The organism is Limnobacter humi, assembly GCF_024518835.1.
GTDB lineage: Bacteria > Pseudomonadota > Gammaproteobacteria > Burkholderiales > Burkholderiaceae_B > Limnobacter > Limnobacter humi.
Genome location: NZ_JANIGO010000004.1, coordinates 49,427 through 74,470 on the forward strand (window position 1 = coordinate 49,427; position 25,044 = coordinate 74,470).

At 55.0% G+C, this 25,044-nt stretch carries 22 protein-coding genes; 9 read left to right on the forward strand and 13 right to left on the reverse strand.

The window, feature by feature from the left end; genetic code table 11:
- The first annotated feature begins 47 nt into the window (after window positions 1-47).
- From folD to NQT62_RS11910, 4 genes are all read left to right on the forward strand, one after another.
- Entirely contained in the window at window positions 48-905 is an 858-nt protein-coding gene (folD, locus tag NQT62_RS11895) for a bifunctional methylenetetrahydrofolate dehydrogenase/methenyltetrahydrofolate cyclohydrolase FolD (protein WP_256764938.1), read from the forward strand.
- A 70-nt stretch (window positions 906-975) separates the two neighbouring features.
- On the forward strand, window positions 976-3,051 hold the full coding sequence (locus NQT62_RS11900) for a M3 family metallopeptidase (RefSeq protein WP_256764939.1): 2,076 nt from the start codon (window positions 976-978) through the stop codon (window positions 3,049-3,051).
- 10 nt (window positions 3,052-3,061) lie between these two features.
- Window positions 3,062-3,850, forward strand: coding sequence for an exodeoxyribonuclease III (gene xth / locus NQT62_RS11905; RefSeq protein ID WP_256764940.1), 789 nt, complete (start codon window positions 3,062-3,064; stop codon window positions 3,848-3,850).
- A 107-nt stretch (window positions 3,851-3,957) separates the two neighbouring features.
- Entirely contained in the window at window positions 3,958-6,033 is a 2,076-nt protein-coding gene (locus NQT62_RS11910; protein ID WP_256764941.1) for a methyl-accepting chemotaxis protein, read from the forward strand.
- 13 nt (window positions 6,034-6,046) lie between these two features.
- Here the strand turns inward: NQT62_RS11910 and ntrC are convergent, their stop codons facing one another.
- From ntrC to glnA, 4 genes are all read right to left on the reverse strand, one after another.
- Window positions 6,047-7,630, reverse strand: a complete 1,584-nt coding sequence (ntrC, locus tag NQT62_RS11915) for a nitrogen regulation protein NR(I) (protein WP_256764942.1) — start codon at window positions 7,628-7,630, stop codon at window positions 6,047-6,049.
- Between the two features lie 23 nt (window positions 7,631-7,653).
- Window positions 7,654-8,730, reverse strand: coding sequence for a nitrogen regulation protein NR(II) (gene glnL, locus NQT62_RS11920; protein WP_256764943.1), 1,077 nt, complete (start codon window positions 8,728-8,730; stop codon window positions 7,654-7,656).
- Between the two features lie 15 nt (window positions 8,731-8,745).
- Window positions 8,746-9,261 carry a DUF4124 domain-containing protein gene (locus tag NQT62_RS11925; protein WP_256764944.1) on the reverse strand — a complete coding sequence of 172 codons (516 nt, stop codon included), beginning with the start codon at window positions 9,259-9,261 and terminating at the stop codon, window positions 8,746-8,748.
- Between the two features lie 189 nt (window positions 9,262-9,450).
- Window positions 9,451-10,863, reverse strand: coding sequence for a type I glutamate--ammonia ligase (glnA, locus tag NQT62_RS11930; RefSeq protein ID WP_256764945.1), 1,413 nt, complete (start codon window positions 10,861-10,863; stop codon window positions 9,451-9,453).
- A 328-nt stretch (window positions 10,864-11,191) separates the two neighbouring features.
- Between glnA and NQT62_RS11935 the strand changes: the two genes are divergently transcribed.
- Entirely contained in the window at window positions 11,192-11,659 is a 468-nt protein-coding gene (locus NQT62_RS11935) for a rhodanese-like domain-containing protein (protein WP_256764946.1), read from the forward strand.
- Here NQT62_RS11935 and NQT62_RS11940 read toward each other — a convergent pair.
- From NQT62_RS11940 to NQT62_RS11980, 9 genes are all read right to left on the reverse strand, one after another.
- The gene (locus tag NQT62_RS11940) at window positions 11,656-12,135 is read right to left on the reverse strand and encodes a molybdenum cofactor biosynthesis protein MoaE (RefSeq protein WP_256764947.1); all 480 of its coding nucleotides are present in this window, start codon (window positions 12,133-12,135) and stop codon (window positions 11,656-11,658) included. The genes NQT62_RS11935 and NQT62_RS11940 overlap by 4 nt on opposite strands.
- Window position 12,136: 1 nt before the next feature.
- A complete protein-coding gene (moaD, locus tag NQT62_RS11945) occupies window positions 12,137-12,394 on the reverse strand; it encodes a molybdopterin converting factor subunit 1 (RefSeq protein WP_256764948.1) in 258 nt (85 codons plus the stop codon).
- Entirely contained in the window at window positions 12,391-13,611 is a 1,221-nt protein-coding gene (locus NQT62_RS11950) for a molybdopterin molybdotransferase MoeA (RefSeq protein WP_256764949.1), read from the reverse strand. Before NQT62_RS11950 ends, moaD begins: the two co-directional genes overlap by 4 nt.
- Window positions 13,604-14,113, reverse strand: a complete 510-nt coding sequence (mobB, locus tag NQT62_RS11955; RefSeq protein WP_256764950.1) for a molybdopterin-guanine dinucleotide biosynthesis protein B — start codon at window positions 14,111-14,113, stop codon at window positions 13,604-13,606. The genes NQT62_RS11950 and mobB overlap by 8 nt, the downstream gene beginning before the upstream one ends.
- Window positions 14,114-14,124: 11 nt before the next feature.
- Window positions 14,125-16,191 (reverse strand): sensor histidine kinase, encoded by a 2,067-nt coding sequence (locus NQT62_RS11960; RefSeq protein ID WP_256764951.1) that lies wholly within the window; start codon window positions 16,189-16,191, stop codon window positions 14,125-14,127.
- 68 nt (window positions 16,192-16,259) lie between these two features.
- Window positions 16,260-17,675, reverse strand: a complete 1,416-nt coding sequence (locus tag NQT62_RS11965; protein ID WP_256764952.1) for a sigma-54-dependent transcriptional regulator — start codon at window positions 17,673-17,675, stop codon at window positions 16,260-16,262.
- 111 nt (window positions 17,676-17,786) lie between these two features.
- On the reverse strand, window positions 17,787-19,202 hold the full coding sequence (gene thrC, locus NQT62_RS11970; RefSeq protein ID WP_256764953.1) for a threonine synthase: 1,416 nt from the start codon (window positions 19,200-19,202) through the stop codon (window positions 17,787-17,789).
- A 1-nt stretch (window position 19,203) separates the two neighbouring features.
- On the reverse strand, window positions 19,204-20,517 hold the full coding sequence (locus NQT62_RS11975; RefSeq protein WP_256764954.1) for a homoserine dehydrogenase: 1,314 nt from the start codon (window positions 20,515-20,517) through the stop codon (window positions 19,204-19,206).
- Between the two features lie 5 nt (window positions 20,518-20,522).
- On the reverse strand, window positions 20,523-21,749 hold the full coding sequence (locus tag NQT62_RS11980) for a pyridoxal phosphate-dependent aminotransferase (RefSeq protein WP_256764955.1): 1,227 nt from the start codon (window positions 21,747-21,749) through the stop codon (window positions 20,523-20,525).
- A gap of 134 nt (window positions 21,750-21,883) precedes the next feature.
- On the opposite strand from NQT62_RS11980, the gene NQT62_RS11985 reads away from it, so the two are divergent.
- From NQT62_RS11985 to NQT62_RS12000, 4 genes are all read left to right on the forward strand, one after another.
- Complete coding sequence (locus tag NQT62_RS11985; protein WP_256764956.1) at window positions 21,884-22,261, forward strand: Mth938-like domain-containing protein; 378 nt, start codon at window positions 21,884-21,886, stop codon at window positions 22,259-22,261.
- 8 nt (window positions 22,262-22,269) lie between these two features.
- Window positions 22,270-22,641 (forward strand): SMR family transporter, encoded by a 372-nt coding sequence (locus tag NQT62_RS11990; RefSeq protein WP_256764957.1) that lies wholly within the window; start codon window positions 22,270-22,272, stop codon window positions 22,639-22,641.
- 122 nt (window positions 22,642-22,763) lie between these two features.
- Complete coding sequence (locus NQT62_RS11995; RefSeq protein WP_256764958.1) at window positions 22,764-23,231, forward strand: peroxiredoxin; 468 nt, start codon at window positions 22,764-22,766, stop codon at window positions 23,229-23,231.
- Window positions 23,232-23,297: 66 nt separating this feature from the next.
- A complete protein-coding gene (locus NQT62_RS12000) occupies window positions 23,298-24,980 on the forward strand; it encodes a PhoH family protein (RefSeq protein WP_256764959.1) in 1,683 nt (560 codons plus the stop codon).
- Window positions 24,981-25,044 lie beyond the last annotated feature (64 nt).

Sequence of the window (25,044 nt, forward strand, 5' to 3'; positions counted from 1 at the left end):
CCATGGGCTGAGCGCGGCAGTCTTCCCAACTTTCGACGCACATTCCCATGCCTGCACAACTGATTAGCGGTACTGAACTGGCCGCATCCATTCGCGAACAAATTGCCCGTCGCGCCGCTGAACTGACCGAACTGGGCCATCAACCCGGCCTGGCCGTGGTGCTGGTGGGTGAAGACCCGGCCTCACAGGTGTATGTGCGCAACAAGGTGGCAGCGTGCGAAAAGGCTGGCTTCAAATCGATCATGCACCGCTTGCCAGCCAACACCACGCAGACCGAACTGCTGGCGTTGGTGAACACGCTCAATCACGATGACACCATTCACGGCATTCTGGTCCAGTTGCCACTGCCCAGTCACATGGACAGCCATTCGGTGATCGAGGCCATTGCAGCCCACAAGGATGTGGATGGTTTCCACGTGAGCAATGCGGGCCTGTTGATGACCGGTAAGCCGTTGTTCCGCCCCTGCACACCCTACGGCGTCATGAAAATGCTGGAACTGACCGGCATCAACTTGCGCGGTGCAGAAGCCGTGGTGATTGGGGCCAGCAATATTGTGGGAAAGCCCCAAGCCATGCTGCTCTTGCAACAAGGCGCCACGGTTACCCTGTGCAACAGCAAAACCAAAGACCTCAAAGCGCACTGCCAGCGGGCCGATGTTCTGGTGGTGGCGGTTGGCCGGCCCAACATGGTCACGGGCGACATGATCAAGCCGGGTGCTGTGGTCATCGATGTGGGAATCAATCGGCTTCCCAATGGTCAGTTGTGTGGCGATGTTGATTTTGAAAGCGCAAAGGCTGTGGCTGGCTGGATTACACCCGTGCCCGGTGGCGTGGGCCCCATGACCATCACCATGCTGCTTCAAAACACGATTGAAGCGGTCGAGAGAAGACTGAGCCAACACTAAGCCAACTAGACCCATGGTCACCCAGGGTCGATCTGGCGGTTACCCAACACTTGAAGGACTGTGTAGCATCATGACCCCCAACTCCATCAACGACGGTGTGCACAACAACCCCCTGCTGGACTTCAGCGGACTACCCCGGTTTGAAGCCATGCGGACCGAACACATGGAACCGGCCATTGACCACCTGTTAAGCGTGGCCACCCAGCAATTGGAGTCAACTGCCGGCACACCCCCTGAAAAGGCCACCTGGGAAGCGACCCTAGCGCCATTGGACCTCGCCTGTGAACAATTGAGCCGGGCTTGGGGGGTGATCGGGCACTTGCATTCCGTGGCCGACACAGAAGAATTGCGCGCAGCCTACAACGCTTGCCTGCCGAAAATCACTGAATTCTGGACCAATCTGGGTCAGGATGAACGATTATACGGCATTACCAAAGCCATCGCCAACAGCCCAGAAGCCACCGCTTTTTCAGCAGCGCGCCAGCGAGTTCTCCACAATTCCTTGCGCGGTTTTAAACTGGGTGGTGCCGAGTTGCCTGCAGAACTAAAACCGCGTTTTTCAGGTATTCAAGACCGCCAGGCGGCCATCACTGCGAAATTTTCGGAAAATGTTTTGGATGCCACCAACGCATTCGAACTGTTGATCACCGACGAAGGGGACTTGGATGGACTGCCCGGTTATGCGCTGGAAGCCGCCCGGGCTGCTGCGCAAGCGGAGGGAAAGAATGGCTTCAAGTTCACCCTGCAATTTCCATCCTATTTCCCAGTGCTGCAATACGCCCACAAGCGGGAATTGCGAGAACATCTGTATGAGGCTTACGCCAAGCGCGCGTCAGAATTCGGGCCTGCCGAACTGGACAACACGAACCTGATTCGAGAGTTGCTCCAACTGCGCCAAGAGGAAGCCCACATGCTGGGTTATCGGCACTTTGGTGACTTGTCCTTGGTGCCCAAAATGGCGGAGAGCCCCGAGCAAGTGGTTCAGTTTTTGCGTGAACTGGCCAGCAAAGCCAAGCCATTTGCACAACGCGACCTGGCCGAGGTGCGTCAATTTGCCGCTGAGGAATTGGGCCTGAACGACCTTCAAAGCTGGGATATGAGCTACGCGTCCGAGAAATTGAAGGAAAAAAAATATGCCTTCAGTGATCTGGAAGTGCGACAGTATTTTCAGGAAGACCGGGTGCTTGATGGTTTGTTCAAATTGACAGAACAGCTATTTGAGGTGTCGATCGTTCCAGCCAAAGCCGAACTGTGGCACCCCGATGTTCGCTTCTTTGAAGTGCGCAAAGGCAGTGCGGCCATGGCCCATTTTTACCTCGATCCCTACGCTCGCAGCAGCAAACGCTCGGGAGCCTGGATGGACGATGCCAGAGGACGCAAACAAACAGCCAGTGGTGTGCAAACGCCAGTGGCTTACCTCACCTGCAATTACACGAAGCCCGCACCGGGCAAGCAAGCCCAGTTATCGCACGATGATGTGCAAACCCTGTTCCACGAGTTTGGCCATGGCATCCATCACATGCTGACCCGTGTGGATGAGCTCGATGTGGCGGGTATCAACGGCGTGGAATGGGATGCCGTCGAATTGCCGTCCCAGTTCATGGAAAACTTTGCCTGGGAGTGGAGCGTGGTGGAAAGCCTGACAGCCCACGAAGACACTGGTGCACCGATGCCCAAAGCGCTGTTTGACAAAATGGTGGCAGCAAAAAACTTTCAGAGCGGCTTGCAAACCTTGCGACAAATCGAGTTTTCTCTCTTTGACATGCTGGTTCACACCGAATTCGACCCTCACGGTCAACAGAGCGTGCTCGACCTGCTGAACACGGTGCGCCAGGACGTGGCGGTCATCACGCCACCCAGCTACAACCGATTCGCCAATTCCTTCTCGCACATTTTTGCAGGTGGTTATGCGGCGGGCTATTACAGCTACAAGTGGGCCGAAGTGTTGTCTGCTGACGCATTCGCCATGTTTGAGGAAACCGGCGTCACCAATCCCGCCACAGGGCAAAAGTTCCTCAATGAAATTCTGGCTGTCGGCGGTAGTCGGCCTGCCGCAGAATCATTCAAGGCCTTCCGTGGGCGCGAACCGAGCATGGATGCACTGCTGCGCCACACAGGCATGATCGAACAGCCCCAGATCGCTTGAGGTGAACCCCATGAGCATGCTTCAACTGGCCACCTGGAATGTGAATTCACTCAAGGTACGGCTGCCACACTTGCTCCAGTGGCTGGAGAAAAACCCGGTAGACCTGTTGGGACTGCAGGAACTTAAACTCACCGACGATGCCTTCCCCGTCCAAGAGTTAACCATGGCCGGTTATGGAGCCGTGTTCGCTGGCCAAAAAACCTACAACGGCGTGGCCATTCTCTACAAACGGTCGACCATGCCGACACCAGTGGATGTGGAAGTGAACCTGCCGTCCTACCCGGACGAACAACAGCGAGTGATTGCCGCAACCTTTGGTGACCTTCGCTTTATCAGCGCCTATGTGGTGAATGGCTCAGAAGTGGGTTCTGAGAAGTTTGAATACAAAAAAGCCTGGCTGGATGCACTGCTACAGGACTGCTCACAGTGGGTAAAAACCTATCCAAAACTGGCCTTGGTGGGCGACTTTAACATTGCCCCGGACGACCGGGATGTGCATGACCCGGCAAGCTGGGCAGGACAGGTGCTGTGCTCGGACGAGGAACGAAACCGGTGGAGAGCCCTGTTAAACCTAGGGCTCACCGACAGTTTCCGTCTCTTTGAACAACCCGATAAAACCTTTTCCTGGTGGGACTATCGCATGCTGGGTTTCCAGAAAAACAAAGGGCTGCGAATTGACCACGTGCTGCTGTCAGAGGCCTTGGCCAACTGTTGTACGGCGAGCATCATTGACCGGGCACCCCGAAAATGGGAAAAACCTTCAGATCACGCACCCGCCATCGCCACCATTCAGGAATAAACAATCAAGGACATTGAATACCCTGGGTTTTACCCCTTATTCGAGGTATTAGGTCGAGCTAGCCCATGGGAGCATGATGAGGTTGTTCACCCTCCCCTTCATGCATCATGAACTTGAAAACCTTGCCTCTGGCGAAACAAATCAGCATTGCAGGCGCTGCCTTGGTTGCGCTCATCGTTTTCGGATTGGTTGCCGCTGCAGCCTGGTTCAGCAGCCATCAGGCGGAGCTGACGGCTGAACGCACGGTGGCTGGTCAAGCCGACAATTTGCGGCGCTCCATGGAAATTGCCTATCAATTGTCCGAGGAGTCAACCACCCGCCTGGCCGACCTGTTTGAATCCAGATTCAAAGGCGAATTTGTGGTCAATCCGACGCAAAACGTCAGTTTGGGCGGCAAAGAAATTCCGCAAATCGTCGTCAATGGTCAACCCATCACCGGACAATATGGCTTGGTGGACAATTTCACCGACACCACCGGCGGTATTGCCACAGTATTTGTCAAAGTGGGCGAAGATTACCTTCGTGCCTCCACGAGCCTGAAGAAAGAGGATGGCTCCAGGGCTGTGGGCACGATGCTGGACCGCAAACACCCCGGGTATGCCGCTGTAAAGGCTGGCAAAACGTACATTGGTGAAGCCGTGTTGTTCGGCAAACGGTACATGACCAAGTACCTGCCGGTCAAAAGCAGCGATGGAAAAAACGATCTGATTCTGTTCATTGGTTTCGACATGGACAAGTTGTTTGGTCAGTTGAAAAATACAGTGCTCTCGACCCGCGTGGGCGACACTGGTGTGCCGTTCGTGCTGTACACGCAGGGCTCCAAAGCAGGCGAATTGCTGATCCACGAGAGCCTGCAAGGCAACGCATTGATCAAGCAAGCCGAAAGCCAACCCGCAGTGGCTGCACTGATGGAGCGCATTAAGCAGGACAGCAGCGGTACCCTGGACCTGGACTGGAACAACCCGGTTACGAACAAATCGGAAAGCCTGCTGGTGGCCTACAGCAAAAGCAGCATGTGGGCTGGTGCCACGGTGATCGCCCCTGCCGTGAAATCAGAAATTTTTGGCCCCATCTACAAACTCAGTGGTTTATTGATTGCTTTGGGTTTGATTGCCAGTATTGGGATCGCAGTGGCACTGTACTGGGTAACCAATACCCTCACCGCCTCCACCAAAGGCTTGACAGCCCTGGCCTTGCGTTTGGGCAATGGCGATATGACCGCCCGAGCCGATGAGCAAGTCACCAATGGCACCACTGCCACCAAAAACGAAATCAGTCTGCTGGCTCGCAGCATGAACCGCATGGCTGACAGCATGGAACAAGCCTTGGCTGCCGTGAAAGAAAGCACAGAGCGCGTTCAATCGGCTTCTGAAAACCTGGTCGAAACCAGTGAAGAACTCAGTCGTGGCGCTGCGTCGGAAAGTGATGCCGCATCGGGCATGGCCGCCGCGGTGGAGGAAATGTCGTCTTCGATTGCCAGCGTGGGCGACTCCGCCACCGAAGCCAAGGACGTCACCTACAAGGCACGACAACTGGCCAACGATGGTCTGGGCGCCATTAATTCAGCCAACCAGCAAATGCATCAAATCTCCGACAACGTGCAAAGCACCGCATCAGTGATTCAGCAACTGGGTGAACAGTCCCGTGAAATTTCGGAAATTGCACTGATCATCAAGGGCATCGCAGAACAAACCAACTTGCTCGCCTTAAACGCGGCCATTGAAGCAGCCCGGGCGGGTGAACAGGGTCGCGGGTTTTCGGTGGTGGCAGACGAAGTCCGTAAGTTGGCTGAACGAACTCGCAAATCCACCGATGACATCCACGGCATGATTGAAGCCATTCAGAAAAGTTCTGAGGTGGCGGTGAACAACATGGAACTGGCTGTGAACAGCGTGGAGAAAGGCGTGCAACTGGTAGACCGTGCTGGCAGCGCCATGCAGCAGATCACCACCGACTCGTCATCCGTGGCCCATGCTGTTGAAAACATCCACGCCGCCTTGCAACACCAGAACCAAGCATCCAACAGCATCGGTCAGCAGGTGGAGGTAGTGGCTCGCCTGTCAGAAAGTAACCTGGATATGGCCCGCCAAGCCAAAGGTGCGGTGGATGGTCTGAAAGGTGTGGCCAGTGACCTGTCAGCGATTTTGAAACGCTTCCAAGTCAAAGGCGGTTCATCACAGTAAAAGTGAAAACGGCTTAATCCAGGTCCTTGACATCAATGTGAAGGTCCTGGATTTTCCGGGTGATGGTATTTCGACCAATGCCCAGCCGCTGGGCGGCCTCAATCCGTTTGCCGTGGGTGGCCTTGAGCGCCGCTTGAATCACAGTGGTTTCAAATTGGGCGGTCAACATGTCCATCACATGCGGCTCGCCCCGCTCCAAGGCTTTCTCTGCCTCAACAAACAGCAAATCCAGCCAACCACTGACCACCGGTGTTGCAGCGGTCATGACGGGCAGTGCATCAACGACGGGATAACGACCCGCTGAATAGCCGGAAACACCAGGCTGCGAAGCCGTATTGGCTGCAAAATCCACCTCTGGGATCCAGGTTGCAGACACATCGGGCGCAGGATGGGATTCAACCCCTCGGGCAGTCACCAAGGGCTCGTGGAGCGAGCCTGACGACAAACCAGGCTTGATCTCGGGCGGCAGGTCACGCACTTCCACCAATTGGGCTGGTGCCATCACCGTAATCCAGCGACAGACATTTTCAAGCTGCCGCACATTGCCGGGAAAAGGGAACGACTGCAAGCTGAGCAGCGCCGAGTCTGATAACCGCTTTGTCTCTGTGCCCAACTCTTTGGCCGACACGCTCAAGAAGTGGCGGACCAATAGCGGAATGTCCTCAGGCCGCTCACGCAACGGCGGCAAACGCAGTCGGATCACGTTCAGTCGGTGATACAGGTCTTCACGGAAAAGCCCTTGCTTGACCCGCTCATCCAGATTTTGGTGGGTGGCGGCGATGACCCGCACATTGGCCTTGATGGGTTGTTGCCCGCCAACCCGGTAAAAATGGCCATCCGACAACACCCGCAGCAGACGGGTTTGCAGTTCGGCTGGCATGTCGCCGATTTCATCCAGAAACAGGGTGCCACCTTCGGCCTGCTCAAAGCGTCCACGGCGCTGTGCCTGCGCACCGGTGAAGGAGCCCCGCTCATGGCCAAACAATTCAGATTCGAGCAAGTCTTTGGGAATGGCCGCCGTGTTCAATGCAATGAACGGCTGGGAGGCCCGTGGGCTGTGCCGATGCAGCGCTCTGGCGACCAATTCTTTGCCAGACCCGGATTCACCAGTGATCAACACCGTCACATTGGACTGCGACAAACGCCCAATGGCCCGAAATACCTCCTGCATGGCTGGAGCCTGACCCAGAATTTCCTGAGCGGCCTCAGCGGGCTCTTCAGAAAACGTTTCAGTTTGAGACTCCCGCACTGCGCGAAGAATCAACTCCACCGCCTTTTCGATGTCAAACGGCTTGGGCAAGTACTCAAACGCCCCGCCCTGAAAGGCAGCCACAGCGCTGTCCAGGTCGGAATAGGCAGTCATGATGATGACCGGCAAATCCGGATGACTTTCTCGAACCTTGTTCAACAAATTCAGGCCGCTTTGACCGGGCATGCGAATATCCGACACCAGGACCTGCGGGGTTTCCTGGTCAAGGCGGCTTAAAACTTCGGCGGCCGATGCAAATATTTCACAAGGAATCCCCTCGCGCGAAATGGCCTTTTGCAGCACCCAGCGAATGGAATGGTCGTCGTCTACAACCCAGATAGGACGCATCGGTAGTGGCTCTCCAAAGCCATTCAATTTGATGCGTGTTCAAATTGCAATGGCAGTATGACTTTGAATAATGTTCGGCCGGGTTGTGAGGCACACTCAATGGTGCCCTCGTGTTGCTGCACAAATGTTTGCGCCAGTGTCAAACCCAGACCGCTTCCCCCTTCGCGACCCGACACCAACGGATAAAAGATCCTGTCCACAATGTCCGCCGGAATACCGGGTCCGTTGTCGATCACTTGCAAGTCTAATGCCAAGCGGTGTTGCTTGCGATTTAGGGTAACACGACGCACCACTCTGGTGCACAAACGGATTTCGGCCGTGCCCTCCGAAATTTGAGGTGCCAAGGCCTGCGCTGCGTTTCGAACAATGTTCAGCACCGTTTGGATGAGCTGCTCAAAATCGCCGAGAAATTCAGGAATCGAGGTGTCGTAATCGCGAATGATGCGCAAACCTTTTGGATGCTCAGCCAAAATCACAGAGCGCACCCGTTCACACACCTCGTGAATATTCATCATCACCGCGATGTGCGGCTTGCGGTGCGGGGCAAGCAAGCGATCCACCAGGGTCTGCAGTCGATCTGATTCTTTGATGATGACTTGGGTGTATTCCTTCAAATCTGCTGAATTCAGCTCAATTTCAAGCAACTGGGCAGCCCCACGAATACCGCCCAAGGGGTTCTTGATTTCATGGGCCAAATTGCGGATCAATTCCTTGTTGGCGATGGACTGGTCCATCATCCGGGCTTCGCGGTCCACCTTCATTTGCTGCTCAATTTCGCGCAGTTCCATCAAGGTGAAATCGCCCAGCGTGTCGGGGCGGGACAAGGTCACGTGCACATGCTCGGTGGAGCCATTGGCGCGAATCAATTCGAAAATTTGCCGCTTGATGTCGAAAGGATCCGCTTTGAAACGGGAGAGAAAATCTCGAAAACCGACACTGTCGGTGAACAAACCCAGCATGGCCTGACCGTCCAGGCTGCGGCGTGACATGTCCAACAGCGACTCTGCACCTGAATTTGCGTACACCACCACACCGAGTGGATCAATCACCACCACGGCCGTGGCCAGCAGGTCAAGCCCTTGAAATCGCTCTTTGCTCATGCGCCCTCATGGTCGTCAATCAGAAAGCCGAATCAGCTCCGCTTTCAGAATGTCGATGTTTTCGTTGGTTGTTTTGATGTCTTTTTCCAGCCTTGATGTGCGATCAAGGTATTTTTGGTAATTCTTTTCATTGCCAAGGCGGTCGGGCTGCCCCCCTTTGTATTCATCCTGCAGGGACTTGAGCTTACCTTCCTCCAGGCGCAACTCTTCCTGCAAAATTTTCATCCGGTCATCTTTGGCATTAAAGTCGGCAGACGTTCGGCTGTCCAGGCTGGCGGTTTTGCGCGATGCAGAGCCCCCAACAGCCGGTGGGGTCTTTGAAACGGGCTTGGGCGCAGGCACTACGGTGATCGGGTTCAAATTCAACGGAACACAACCCTGCCCACTGTCCGAATTTTGATAGGTACGAACCCCGTCAGCGGCCGTGCACACATACATCTCTGTGCCCTTGGCGTACACAGTGCCAACCACCATCAAGATCGTGGACACCATGAATGCTGGCTTTCGAGAGACTTTCGCAACACCCATCATGATTTAACCCCATTCTGTTCGCTTCAATCCAGCCATGATAATTCAAGCACCAAAAACGTCACTCCCTCACCGGGGCGAAGGATGATGCCATTTGGGGTATTTTCAAGCCAACACGATCAGACAGCCCCAACAAAAAGCCCTGCACCAGGCAGGGCTTTTTGAACACCATGGTTCGATGAACCTCGCCGATTACAGGGCGTAGTACAGGTCGAACTCGATGGGGTGTGGCGTCATGCGGAAACGCTGAACTTCTTCCATCTTCAGAGCGATGTAAGCGTCGATCATTTCCTTGCTGAACACACCACCGCGAGTCAGGAACTCGTGGTCGTTCTGCAGGCACTCCAGCGCCTGTTCCAGGCTGTGGCACACGGTTGGGACCAATGCGTCTTCCTCGGGAGGCAGATCGTACAGGTTCTTGGTCGCGGCTTCACCGGGGTGAATCTTGTTCTGAACACCGTCCAGACCTGCCATCAACATGGCAGAGAATGCCAGGTAGGGGTTGGCCATGGGGTCCGGGAAACGGGCCTCAATGCGGCGACCTTTGGGGTTAGCCACGTGGGGAATACGGATAGACGCAGAACGGTTCTTGGCAGAATAGGCCAGCTTCACAGGCGCTTCGTAACCAGGCACCAAACGCTTGTAAGAGTTGGTGGACGGGTTGGTAATGGCGTTCAGGGCACGGGCGTGCTTGATGATACCGCCGATGTAGTACAGGGCGAAATCAGACAGACCTGCGTAACCGTTGCCAGCAAACAGGTTCACGCCGTCTTTCCAGACGGACTGGTGAACGTGCATGCCGGAACCGTTGTCACCCCACATGGGCTTGGGCATGAAGGTGGCTGTTTTGCCATAGCTGGCGGCCACGTTCCACACGGTGTACTTCAGGATTTGAGTCCAGTCAGCACGCTTGGTCAGTGTGGAGAACATGGTACCGATTTCGTTTTGACCAGCGCCAGCCACTTCGTGGTGGTGCACTTCAACGGGCACGCCTTGCTGTTCCAGCAACAGACACATTTCCGAACGGATGTCCTGGAAGGAGTCTACTGGGGGCACTGGGAAGTAACCACCCTTGACGGTTGGGCGATGGCCCAGGTTGCCGTGTTCGTAGTCAATGCCGGTGGACCAGGAGGCTTCTTCGGAATTGATTTTCACGAAGGAACCCTGCATGGAATCGCCCCAGGTGATGGAGTCGAAAATGAAGAATTCAGGTTCTGGACCAAAGTAGGCGGTATCGCCCAGGCCAGAGGACTTCAGGTATGACTCAGCACGACGAGCGATGGAACGTGGATCGCGGTCGTAGCCCTTGCCGTCGGTGGGTTCAATCACGTCGCAAGTCAGGATCAGTGTGGGCTCTTCGCGGAATGGGTCCATGCGAGCGGACTCTGCATCGGGAACCAGCAGCATGTCGGAGGCTTCAATGCCTTTCCAGCCAGCAATGGATGAACCGTCAAATGCGTGGCCGTGTTCAAACTTGCCCTCGTCAAATTGTTTAACGGGAACAGACACGTGGTGTTCTTTGCCGCGGGTGTCGGTGAAGCGGAAATCAACAAACTTGACTTCGTTTTCCGCAACCATCTTCATTACGTCTTGGGCGGTCGCCATTGAAATCTCCTGGTACGAGGGTGGATAGTGATCTGAAAATTGCTCTGAAGAGGGAACTCTGTTGCAACAGGCGAAACAATAGCATGCGCCGCCTTGGCTATCGCCAGTTGCCGGTTGAATTCGCTCAACGACGTGGCAGCTAAAGCAATCACTATGCCAAGCAGGTGCATTCAGGAGATCAAGATCTGGCTTGACGAGCCTGATGACGCACCAAAATAAAGCGCATTATTTTGGTGCAATATGCACCACTATTGTGCATTTTGCCGCTGGCATTTAGTGATTATATTGAAATACAATCATGCAATGTTTTATCGAGCTACCCCCCAATATGAACACCACCCTTCATGAATTGCTGAACCGCGCCAAGCAACGCGCCCAGGAACGTGATCTGCCCTACTTGGGCGCTCTGACACCGGATGAATCCTGGCAGTTGCTGCAAACCGATGACACAGCCGTGCTGGTGGATGTGAGGACCCATGCCGAGGCAGACTGGGTAGGCCAGGTGAGTTTGTCGTATGACCGCAGTTGCCATGTGGAATGGAGTACTTACCCGGACGGCACCCGCAACCCAGACTTTGTTGCGGAATTGAAGGCCCGTGTTCAACCGCATCAAATTGTGCTGTTTTTGTGCAGAAGCGGCGTTCGCTCACACCATGCAGCCGCTGCCGCAGCTGAGCAGGGTTACATCCACGCCATCAATATTCTGGAAGGATTTGAAGGCGACAAAAATGAGCACCATCGACGTTCAACTCAAAACGGGTGGCGCTTCCGTGGCTTGCCTTGGGAACAACATTAAGATTCCCAGCGCGCTTTGGCAGAGTCGTCGCTGTCACGCGCCGACACCCAACGCCCACCGTCGGGTGTTTGTTCTTTCTTCCAAAACGGGGCCTCGGTTTTCAGGTAATCCATGATGAATTCACAAGCCAAAAAAGCCTGCTGACGGTGAGGACTGGTGCAAGCCGCCAGCACAATCTGATCTTCTGGTTTTAAAGGGCCAACCCGGTGAATAATCATGGCCGAGAGTATTTCAAAACGGCCGTTGGCCACGGCCACAATGTTCTCCAGTGACTTCTCAGTCATGCCTGGATAGTGCTCCAGCGTCATGGTGTGAATGGAACTGCCCTCGTTGAGGTCGCGAACGGTGCCAACAAATGCAGCGACAGCACCAATTTGCGGAATGCCCTCGCGCAATTCCTGCAAACACTGGGACACATCAAAATCGTCTTCTTGGACTTTCACCAGGCTGCGTCGAAGTTGTCCGGTCTTAACCATGTCAACCTCCCGTGACGGGTGGGAAAAAAGCAACTTCCGCCGCTGGGGGCACGATGGTGTCGTCCTCGGCCATGTCGTGGTTCACCGCGGCACGCAAACGCCCAACATCCTTCAATGCCTCGGCAAACATTGGATTGATGACACACAAATGAGCTTTCAAGCCAGCCACAGTCGCCGGCTCAAAAGCCTCGCTCACTTGCAAATGGTCGATACCGGTTCGTTCCCGCAAGCTGGCAAACAAACGCACATGAATCGTCATTTCATCAATTCCTGATAAGACACGTAAGGCAATGCATCCCCGGGGGTCACGGTTTGTCCAGCTTTTAAACGGACAACGCCAGTGGACTGGTCCAAGGATGTGAGTACACCTGAACTTTGATTGGCAAATAGTGTGGCCATGCCTGATTCTACCCGCACCCGGAGAAACTCGTCCCGCCGAGTGTCAGGTCGCAACCATTCAAACTGGGCAGTGACCTGCACCATCCGGCTTCTCCAGTCGGCTGTCGGCAATGACTGACCCGACAAGAGATCCACAAACGGTTTGACCACCAACTGAAAGGCCAAGGCGCTGGACACGGGGTTGCCCGGCAAACCGAAAAACCAGCAAGGGCTTTGCCCAGCCCGGTCAATTTTTCCAAACGCCATGGGCTTACCAGGCTTCATAGCAATCTTCCAAGCCTGAAGCTCGCCCACTTGTTCCACCGCTGGTTTTACATGGTCCTCTTCACCAACCGACACGCCACCGGAACTGATCACCAGATCACAATCGGACAGCGACTTCAAAGCCTCCACCGTGGCTCGCAAGTTGTCTGGAACAATGCCAACGGAGCGCACTTCACAACCCATCTGCTTCAACAAACCCAACCACACAAATTCGTTGGAATTGTATATTTGTCCAGGCTCAAGCGATGAGCCCGGGTTCTTCAGTTCACTACCGGTGACCATAACCCCGGCTCGAAGCGGGCGGTACACCGGGACTTCAGCAATACCGATGGAGGCCAGCAGTGCCACTCGGACCGCATTCAACGTGGCGCCCATTTCGACCACCACCTGACCGCGGGCAATGTCTTCACCAGCCCGACGTATCCACGCGTTAAGCTTGGGCAGGTGGTTGAAGTGCACTCGGCCGTCGTCCAGCAATACAGTGTCTTCTTGCATCACAATGGCATCTGCACCGGGCGGAATGGGCGCACCTGTAAAGATTCGCGCCACAGTGCCAGGCTCCAAAGGCTGGGGTGTTTTGCCTGCGGGAATGCGTTGGGATACCGGAAACACCATGCCCTGAAGGAAATCGGCGCATCGCACGGCGTATCCGTCCATGCCGGAGTTGTCATGTTGAGGCACTTGAATGGCTGAGTGCTGTGAGTCAGCCAAAACGCGACCGTACACCTGCTGCAAAGGCAGTGTTTCAATGGCGGGTTTGTATTGCTGGGCCTGAGGCCACAGCTGCATCAGGAGATCATCCAGTTCAATCATGCGTTTTACCCACAATGCGGGCGAGAATGAATTGTGCAATGGCGGGTGGATCATTCAGGGGCAAGACGGGCAGCCCCTTGCAGTCCATGGCTTCGTCCGATGCCACTGCAATGATATTGGGGTCTTGAGGATACAACAGCGGTTTGCCGTTTGCAGCGCGGTACACCTCAATTTTGGGAATCAAGGAACGCTTGAAACCTTCCACAATCACCAAATCACAGGGCGACAGTCGAGTCAGCTGTTCCTCCAGTGTGGGCTCTGGTTCATCACGCAATTCATGCATCAGCACCCAGCGGCGGTCCGCCGTGATGAGCACTTCATACGCACCCGCCTCTCGATGGCGATAGGAATCTTTACCCGGTCGATCAATGTCGAAATCATGATGAGCATGCTTGATCACCGATGTTCTCACGCCCTCCCGGGTGATCAGCGGAATCAGTTGTTCAATCAATGTTGTTTTGCCAACACCGGAAAAACCGGCAAATCCAAATACCTTGGGCACGTCTGCATCCTTCAATAAAACTGTCTTTCAATCAACAGTGCCCGTTGCTGCCCAGACTCCTTGAGAATATCTGCTGTCGGACGGGCGTGACAACGAATCAACACGTCAAATCGGGCGCCACAGTGCGGTGCATCGGCAGGCCAGGCTGGGCTTGTGGCCAGCAAATCGCCCCCATACCGTTGGACCAGCATGCGTGACACTGGCAAACCAATACCGCTGCCACGGCCAGCCAGCTTTGTGGTGTAAAACATCTGAAAAATCAGTGGTAGGCGCTCAGGCTCAATGGCCTGTCCATTGTTGCTCACAGACACCACGATGCCTTCAGACCCATCGCCCCAATCATGATCGCGCGTCTGAATATCGATGATGCGCTCGCCCACATCGGCCGATTCAACATTCACAGTTTCCACTGCATGGGCCGCATTGATGAGAAGATTCACCATGATCTGCTGCAATTCAGTTTTGCTGATTTGTACCCAACGCGAGGCCTGAAAGTCCAAATTGACCTGCGCACCGGCGTTGCTCAGCTCCGATTTGGCAAACAGAAGGCTGTCCTGTATAACCTCACGCACATCCAGACTTGCTGTATAAGACGCGAACTCATCGGGCCGACAGAACTGAAGCAATTTCTGCACAATCTGCCGCATGCGCTGAATTTGCTCATCGAGCATGCGCAGGGTTTTCTGGGTATCCTGCGGCGTGGCCGACATGCGCAGCAAGTCCAGGTGCCCCATCATGATGGCCAGTGGATTGTTGAATTCATGCGCAATCCCAGCGGTCAATTGTCCCATCACCGCCAATTTTTCAGCGGCCAATAACTGCTCCACCGCTTGGTGCAGTTTCTGGTTGGCGGCATGCAGATCGGCTGTCCGCTCATTGACCCGCGCATCCAGATCGGCATTGAGGATCTCCAATTCGCGCCGTCGTTGCTCCAGCTGGTCCAGCAAAGCATCGAAGTGTTCAGCAAGGTCAGCAAATTCGTCAGCCCGCTTCAAGTCACCCACACGCGCTTGGGTGTCCCCCTGCTCTTGGCGGCTCATGATGTAGTTCATGCGGCGCAACGGGTAAAAAATACCCGACACCAAACGGGCAACCATCACGCTGCCAACACCCATGGCAGACAACACCGCCAGAAAAAACAACACGGCCAGCTGCTTTCGAATGGCCGCATAGGGTGCTTCCAGAAAGCCCACATACAACATGCCAATCCTTGACCCGTCGGGGCTGACCAGCGGTGCGTAAGCGGCCAAGTACCAATCGTTCACCACAAAAGCCCGCTCGAGCCACACCTGACCGCGCCCCAGTACGGTTTCACGAACCTCCTCAGACACCCGGGTTCCCAAGGCGCGGGTTTGGTCAGACCGGCGCACGGTGGTGGCAACCCGCACATCCTCCAGAAAAATGGTGGCTGTTCCAAACGACCCCTCAAGCAAGGTGTCTGGCGAATAGATCAGGTTGTTCAGATTGTCCACCATGGACAGGTTTTTATTGACCAGGATGCCAGCCTCAATGTAGCCGGTTAGTCGTCCGTCCATATACTGCGGATGGTGAAACTGCAGCACCAAGCCCCGATGCTCCACAGTTTTGTCGGACGGTCTGGCATTGGGCGTGTCCACCACCGGCTGCGCGGCCAGTTTCGCCAATTCGGGCGAAATACGGTGCATCTCGTCCTCACTCATCAGAACAACCTGACGACTGGAATCCCGGCGTCGTATTTCTTTCAAGGTGATGGGGTCGACGGTGTAGACAGCTTGTGATGGTGACGAAGCCGACACTTCGCCGTTCAATGCAATAAAGCGAACATAGGAGAATTCCTGCTGTTTGCGAAGCCCGTCCAGATCTGCATCATCAAGTTTGCCTGCATTTTTTTGCAGCACATTTCGCACGTAGGCGCTGTCGGCCCAGGCTTTCAGCGCCAACAGCTTGGTGTCCTGCAAGTCCACAAACTCTTTTTCAGCCAACACCAGATCACTGCGCACTTTGGAAATGAGGATTTTGTTGTAAGCCGCCTGTCCGGCTGACCAAACCAACATGGCCACCACAGGGATCAACACCAGAAGCGGTATGCCGGCGGTCACCAGAAGCTTGGTTTTGACCGTCCAATGGCTTGGCCAAAAGTGGCCCCGGGCTGGGCTTGGGCGGGTTTCTATTCTTGACTCCAGGCCATGCACTTGCGTTCAAGCGTTTTGCGAGACACACCCAGTCGGCGCGCAGCCTCGGACTTGTTGCCCTGGCAGGCACTCAATACCTTAAGGATGTGCGCTTTCTCAACTTGCTCCAGCGACTCATTGGCTGCCAACAGGTCGCTGGGCTCCGGGGCATCATCCATGTTCAAGTTCAGGGGCAAGTCCTCTTTGGGGAAGTAACCCAAAATCAACGACCGTTCAATGAAATTCCGAAGTTCACGGACATTGCCTGGCCATTCATAGGCTTGCATGCGCGCCATTAAATCTGCGCTAATGGCCAAAGCCTCAATGCGCAACTTTCTGGAAAAAATCTGAATGAAATAGTTCGCGAGCAGTCCGACATCTTCAGGACGGGTCCGCAGGGGCGGCATCTCAATCGGTAGCACTTGCAGTCGATAATAGAGGTCTTGGCGGAACCTTCCCCGTTTCACCTCAATGTCCAGATTGACGTTGGTGGCCGCCACAATCCGCACATCCACATCCACTTCTCGATTGCTGCCCACAGGGCGAATACGGCGATCCTCCAGCACGCGCAACAACTTGGTTTGCATGCTGAGCGGCAGTTCGCCGATTTCATCCAGAAACAAGGTTCCACCTTGGGCGTAGTAGAACAGGCCTTGATGGGCATCTGTGGCGCCGGTGAACGACCCTTTCACGTGACCGAACAACTCACTCTCGATCAACTCTGGCGAAATGGCACCACAATTCACCGGCACAAAAGGTCGGTCACTGCGTCGGCTCATGCTGTGCAAGGTTCGGGCCAATACCTCTTTGCCAGAACCGGACTCACCGGTCAGCAACACCGTAGAATCGGTGGGGGCCACTTTGGCCACGAGCTTTCTTAACTGCCGAATCATGGGGCTTTCGCCCACCATGACCTGGTCATTTTGCTGAAGGCTGGAGACCGCACGTTTTAGCACAAAGTTTTCACGCTTCAACCGGTTTTGGTCAGCCGCCCGGTCCAGTGCGTACCACAACTGATCGATACGGAAGGGTTTTTGAAGAAAGTCTTGCGCGCCTGCCCGAAGCGCGCCGATGGCGGTGTCCATGTCGGCATAGCCCGTGATGAGAATGACATCACCCTCATACCCCCCCAAACGCAACTCGTTGAGCCAGTCCAGGCCGCTTCGGCCCGGCAAGCTCACGTCCAACACGATGGTGCTGTAATCATTCTGATCAAACAGGGCCTTGGCCATTTCCACCGAGCCAGCTGTGTCCACTCGGGCAAACCGGGTTTCCAGTGCTTTTTCAAGGAAGTGCCGCATGCCGGGCTCATCGTCCACCGCCAGCGCTGACAGGCCCTTTCTGGGGGCCAGGGTGCTACTGTGGGCGCTGGTCGAATCGATGCCGTCCAGGGTAATGGGGATGCTGCTCAAAACGATTGGGAAATCAATGGGTTCACAATGGCCTTATTGTTCACCAATGCGGCATCACCCGCAAGTTAGGGAAATCCTATCAATCGTTTGAAAGCGATATGCAGAAAATGCTTACAGATGGGTGTGTGTGGCAATGAACTGCTTCACAGCATCCACTGAAATCGGCATGTTGACCACGCGCTGGGGCAGTTTCTCGATGCCCTCAAAAGCCTTGGGTACAGGCGGAACCTGCCCAGTCGCTTCCTCGATGGTTTCCGCAAATTTCACGGCCAGGGCAGTCTCCAACACCACCATGGGCACACCCACTTCAACATAGGGCTTGGCCACTTTGACTGCATCGGCAGTGTGCGTATCAATCAAAGTACCGGTGCGCTGGTAAACCTCACGAATGGTGTTCAAACGGTCTGCATGGGTGGAGCAACCCGACACAAAACCGTACTTGGCTTCCACCTCTTTGAACCGTGGGTCTGCGGACAAATCAAACTTGCCGTCCTTGGCCAATTGATCCCACAACGCTTTTAAAGCCTTGGGGTCACGGCCCATCAAGTCGTATACAAATCGCTCAAAATTGGAAGCCTTGGATATGTCCATGGATGGACTGGAGGTAATGTGCGTTTCCTTCGAGGTTCGGGGCCGGTAAACACCCGTCTTGAAGAACTCATCCAACACATTGTTTTCGTTGGTGGCCACCACCAGCTTGCGAATGGGCAAGCCCATCATGCGGGCAATGTGCCCCGCCAGCACGTTGCCGAAATTGCCAGAAGGCACAGCGAACGACACCGGGTCACCGACCTTGGCAGCCACCCGCAAATAGGCGTTGAAGTAATACACCACCTGGGCGGAAATGCGGCCCCAGTTGATGGAATTCACAGTACCGATTTTTTGACGACTCTTGAAAGGCAAGTCTTCCGACACGGCCTTCACAATGTCCTGACAGTCATCGAACAGGCCTTCGACCGCAATGTTGAAAATATTGGGGTCCTGAAGGCTGTACATTTGCGCACGCTGGAAGGCACTCATTTTTCCAGCGGGGCTTAACATGAATACCCGCACACCCTTCTTGCCACGCATGGCGTATTCGGCCGCCGAGCCGGTGTCGCCACTGGTTGCGCCCAAAATATTCAACTCTTGACCCACGCGCGCCAACTGGTATTCAAACAGGTTGCCCAGCAACTGCATGGCCATGTCCTTGAATGCCAAGGTTGGGCCGTTGGACAATTCCAGCACCTTCATGCCATCAAACAAGTCGCGCACCGGTGTGATCGCCTCTGTGCCATACACCGCCTCGGTGTAGGTTTTGGTCGTCAGCGCTGTCAGATCGGCTTGCGGAATATCGGTGGCGTAGTGCTTCAATACCTCAAAGGCCAACTCGCCATAGCGGAGGTTTTTCCAGCTTTCCAATGTGGCGAGACTGACTTGCGGATAGTGATCGGGTACAGCCAGACCCCCATCGGGCGCCAGGCCTTCCAGCAAAATTTCAGAAAATGACTGGGGTTGCATGCCCCCACGGCTGCTGAAGTATTTCATTTCAGCTCAAATCCTCTACACGAATTCGGGCCACCGAGCCGTGAACAGTCGGCAAGGCCTCAATGGCGGCAATGGCCTTGTTCACATCGCCTTCAATACAACGGTGGGTCAGCAGCACGATTTCGGCGGTGTTGCTTTCATCATTGGCCTGACGCTGAATCATGGCTTCAATCGAGATGTGTCCCTTGGCCAAAATTTGGGTGAGTTCGGCCAACACGCCCGGCTTGTCATCCACCTTCAGGCGCATGTAAAACGCGGTTTCCACCTTGTCCATGGACAGCACGTCGGACTGGGCAATCCGATCTTTCTGGAAGGCCAGCACCGGTGTACGGCTGTCCAACGGTGCGTCTTTTAAACGGGCGATTTCGATCAAGTCTGCCACCACGGCCGAGGCTGTGGGCAGGCTACCGGCACCCGGCCCGTAAAACAGGGTGGGACCCACCGCATTGCTTTTCACCAACACGGCGTTCATCACGCCTTCCACGTTGGCAATCAAGCGTCGGGTGGGGATCAGCGTGGGATGCACGCGCAGTTCCACACCCGCGGCGGTGCGTTTGCTGATCCCCAAAAGCTTCACGCGGTAGCCCAATTGCTCCGCAAATTCAATGTCTTCCTTGGTCAGTTTGGTAATGCCTTCCACATAGGCCTTACCAAAGTTGACCGGCACACCAAAGGCCAGGCTGGAGAGCAAGGTGATTTTGTGGGCCGCATCGATGCCTTCAATGTCGAAGGTGGGGTCGGCCTCGGCGTAACCCAGCGCCTGAGCCTGAGCGAGCACGTCGGCAAAGGGCAAGCCTTTGTCCCGCATTTCCGACAGGATAAAGTTGCAGGTGCCATTGATGATGCCAGCCACATATTCGATCTGGTTGGCCGCCAAACCTTCCTTAATGGCTTTGATCACCGGGATGCCGCCGGCCACCGCAGCTTCAAAAGCCACCATGACTCGGGCTTTCTCGGCAGCTGCAAAAATTTCATCACCATGCACGGCCAACAATGCCTTGTTGGCCGTAACCACATGCTTGCCTGCTTCAATGGCCGCCAGCACCACTTTTTTGGCGATGGTGTAGCCACCAATCAGCTCCACCACCACATCAATGTCGGGGCGGCTGACCAGAGCGAACGCATCATTGGACACCTCCACACCCGGCCCAGCCAGTTCGCGGGCCTTGTCCACATTCAGGTCGGCAATGGCCTTGATTTCAATGGGAAAACCCACGCGACGCGTAATTTCGTCGGCGTTCATGTTCAGCACATTGAAAGTGCCTGAGCCCACAGTGCCCAGGCCAACCAGGGCCACTCGGAGAGGTGTTGTCATAGTGTTCAACCAGCGTGTTTTTTACGGTAACTGTCCAGGAAACGTGCAATTCTACCCATTGCGTCGGTCAGGTCGTCGGTGTTGGGCAGGAAAACCACCCGGAAATGATCGGGCGTGGGCCAATTAAAACCAGTGCCCTGCACCACCAGCACTTTTTCCGCCTCCAGCAATTCCAGCACGAAGCGCTGGTCGTTCTGGATGGGGTACACCTTGGGGTCCAGCTTTGGAAACAGGTAAAGGGCCGCTTTGGGCTTGACACAGCTCACGCCTGGAATGGCGGTGATGAGGTCATAAGCCAAATCGCGTTGACGGGCCAGTCGCCCGCCGGGGCCAACAAGGTCATTCACACTTTGGTAGCCGCCCAGCGAGGTTTGAATGGCATATTGACCGGGCACGTTGGCACACAAGCGCATGGAAGCCATGATGTTCAAACCATCGATGTAGTCCATGGCGTGACGCTTGTCACCCGAGATCACCATCCAGCCGGCCCGGTAACCACAGGCACGGTAGTTCTTGGACAGTCCGTTCATGGTGATGAACAGCACATCGTCGGCCAACGATGCGATCGACGTGTGTTCCGCACCGTCGTACAGCATCTTGTCGTAAATTTCATCAGCAAAAACAATAAGCTGGTGCTTGCGCGCAATCTCAATCATTTCCTTCAACAAGCTTTCCGGATACAGGGCACCCGTCGGATTGTTGGGGTTGATGATGACCAATGCCTTGGTCTTTTCTGTAATTTGGGCGCGCAGGTGGTTCAAGTCCGGATACCAGTCAGACTGCTCATCGCACAGGTAATGGCGCGGCGTTCCGCCGGCCAGGCTGACCGCGGCCGTCCACAAAGGGTAATCGGGGGCTGGCAACAAGACCTCGTCTCCGTTGTTGAGCAAACCTTGCATGCTCATCACAATGAGTTCAGACACGCCGTTGCCCACAATGATGTCATCCAGCGTCACCCCTTTGATATTCTTCTGCTGGCAGTAGTGCATGATGGCTTTGCGAGCGGCAAACAGCCCTTTGCTGTCACTGTAACCACTGGCTGCTCCCAGGTTCAGAATCACATCCTGACGCACTTCATCTGGGGCTTCAAAACCAAATGGGGCGAGGTTTCCGATGTTCAGCTTCAGAATGCGATGCCCCTCCTCTTCCAGCTGGCGCGCTCGCTGCATCACCGGACCGCGGATGTCGTAGCACACGTTCGCCAGCTTGGCCGATTTGAGGATGGGTTTCATGTTGACCTGTTATTTCAGTGATTGGGTGGTGAAAGGCTTTGCAGCCCGCACTATTGCGAGAAGCAAAGTCTTATAATTTAACCGTTTAAGGCCCGCTGCGACAAGGCTGGGCCTATTCCCGGAGCATCTTTCGAATGAAATTTCAACCAGAAGCCTTGGGTGCCGCACTGGTGGTTCAGGCGTACGACGAACAGGGTGTCGTCATCAGTGGGGTGCAATACCAGCACAGCGTGGTGTTTGGTGTGGACCGGGCACCGCTGGCTTGGCCCAAACCTGGTGCGGAGCCCATTAACCTCGACGATGCGCAATGGTTATTGAGCCAATGTCCAGCCAGCATGGAAGTGTTGCTGCTGGGTACAGGCCCAAAGCAGGTGTTTCCACCCATTGAGGTTCGTCGCCACTTCTTGAACAAACGGTGCCCGGTCGAATTCATGGACAGCCAAGCCGCTGCCCGCACCTACAATATTCTGGTCGGCGAAGGCCGCCAGGTCGTCGCTGCCCTTCTCTTGTAAGGCCATTCATGACCGTCTATGCCTTTGGCTTGGTACTCACAGGCGTTTTGCTCAATGCAATTGCCCAGTTTCTATTGAAAATGGCTACCAATAAAGTGGGGGTGATCGAGGTGAGCAGCGCCGTCAGTTTATCGGCCCTGTCAGCGCTGTTTTTTCAATGGCCCATGATGCTCGGACTGCTGTGCTACGGTGTTTCACTGCTGGTGTGGCTCATGGCCTTGTCGCGTGTGGACGTCACATTGGCCTACCCCATGCTGGCCATTGGTTATGTGGTCAATGCGCTGGCAGCACAGTATTACCTGGGTGAGGTTGTCAGCCTTCAACGATGGCTGGCCATCGGTATTATTCTAGTGGGCGTGGCATTGCTGGCCAGAAGCTGATTTTTCATGCCCTGGCCGCGCCGGTCACGGTCGACACCGCAACACCTGTGGTTATACTGGGTCGGTCTTTTAAACCAACCCGCTTGATCAAACAAGCGTTCACGACAACCAGGAGTTTTGACGTGTCGATTGAACTCAACAGCAAAGTACCCGACTTCACAGCCGCCAGCACGGGCGGTGAATTCAAGCTGTCTGCCCTCAAAGGCAAATCGCTGGTTCTTTACTTTTACCCAAAAGACAACACCCCAGGCTGCACCACGGAAGGTGAAAACTTCCGCGACTTGTACGCACAGTTTGCAGCGGTGGGTTGCGACATCGTGGGCGTGTCTCGCGACTCCCTGAAAAGCCACGAAAATTTCAAGGCCAAGATGGAATTTCCGTTTGAGCTGATCTCGGACCCGGACGAAACACTGTGCAACTTGTTTGACGTCATGAAAATGAAAAACATGTACGGCAAACAGGTGCGCGGTGTGGAAAGAAGTACCTTTGTTATCAACAAGAAAGGTGTTTTGACCCAGGAGTGGCGCGGTGTAAAGGTACCGGGCCATGCACAAGCTGTGCTTGACTTTGTGGGCACAATGAAGGACTAATACCACATGGGCGCAGGCGTGACGACCCTGCGCAAAACTAGGCTTCCCTCTCTTTTGATCGTTGACATGCCTCTGCCCAAAGAACCCAGCAAACTCGCCACCACACTGACCGACATTCCACCGATACCCGCCACCAAGGCGAACAAGCGCGACACCAAAAAATCCGCCCTATTACAAAGCCCAGCACCTGTGGTAACGCCGGTGGGCAAGGCTCACTCGCCTGCGTTGACGCTGGCCAGCAGCAACCCTGTGGTTGCTCGCGGCGAAAAACCTGCACCCACGGCAAAACCCCCTCATACATCACTGGGTAGCCACACCAAATCGCGCAAAGGTACAGAAGTGAACCGGTCGAAGCGACAAGTATCTGGCGCAGGGCAAAAAATTTATGTGCTCGACACCAATGTGTTGATGCACGACCCCACCTCCATGTTCCGTTTTGAAGAACACGATGTGTTTCTTCCACTGATCACCCTGGAGGAACTGGACAACCACAAAAAGGGCATGTCTGAAGTGGCTCGCCACGCACGTCAGGTTAGCCGATCCCTCGACGCCTTGATGGAAAATGTCGAGAGCATTGAACAGGGTGTACCGCTGAACAAGCTCGGCAACACCGATGCGCTGGGCCGTCTGCTGGTGCAAACCACCGAACTGACTGCTGAATTGCCGAAAACCCTGCCAGTGGGCAAAGCCGACAATCAAATTCTGGGTGTGGTGTTTGCACTGGCTCGTCAGCACCCAGACAAAGAAGTGGCGTTGGTGTCCAAGGACATCAACATGCGCATCAAGGCGCGGGCCCTGGGCCTGTTGGCAGAGGACTATTTCAACGATCAGGTGCTAGAAGACCGCGACCTGCTGTACTCAGGCCACCTTGAATTGCCTGCAGACTTCTGGGAGAAAAACAGCAAGGGCATTGAAAGCTGGCAACAAGCAGGGTCGACGTACTACCGCATCAGCGGTCCAGCCGTAAAAGACATGATGGTGAACCAGTTTGTGTACTGCGACACTGGCATGCCCCTGATTGCCCAGGTGATTGAGTTGGCTGGCCGCACGGCAGTGCTCAAAACCCTGCGTGATTTCAGCCATAACAAAAACAGCGTTTGGGGCATTACCGCCCGCAACCGTGAACAGAATTTTGCACTCAACCTGCTGATGAATCCGGAATGCGACTTCGTCACCTTGCTGGGTCAGGCAGGCACGGGCAAAACGCTGCTGGCGCTGGCCGCTGGGCTTTCACAAGTGCTGGAGAGCAAACAGTATTCCGAAATCATCGTGACACGGGCCACCGTGCCGGTGGGCGAAGACATTGGCTTTTTGCCAGGCACGGAAGAAGAAAAAATGGCCCCCTGGATGGGCGCATTTGAGGACAATCTGGAAGTGCTGAACAAGCCCGACCCCAGCGCGGGTGATTGGGGACGGTCTGCAACTGCCGACCTCATTCGCACAAAAATCCGGATCAAATCGATGAACTTCATGCGTGGACGCACCTTCATCAACAAGTTTTTGATCATTGATGAAGCGCAAAACCTGTCGCCCAAACAAATGAAAACCCTCATCACCCGTGCTGGCCCCGGTACCAAGGTGGTGTGCCTGGGTAACCTGGCACAGATTGACACGCCTTACCTCACCGAGGGCTCATCGGGCTTGACCTATGTGGTGGACCGTTTCAAAGGTTGGCCGCATGCTGGGCATATCACGCTGCAACGCGGGGAACGTTCACGATTGGCAGACTTTGCGTCCGATAATCTGTAACACCTCCGGACTTCACACAAAAAAGGCAGCTTGGGCTGCCTTTTTTCATGGTGCAATGCCTCGG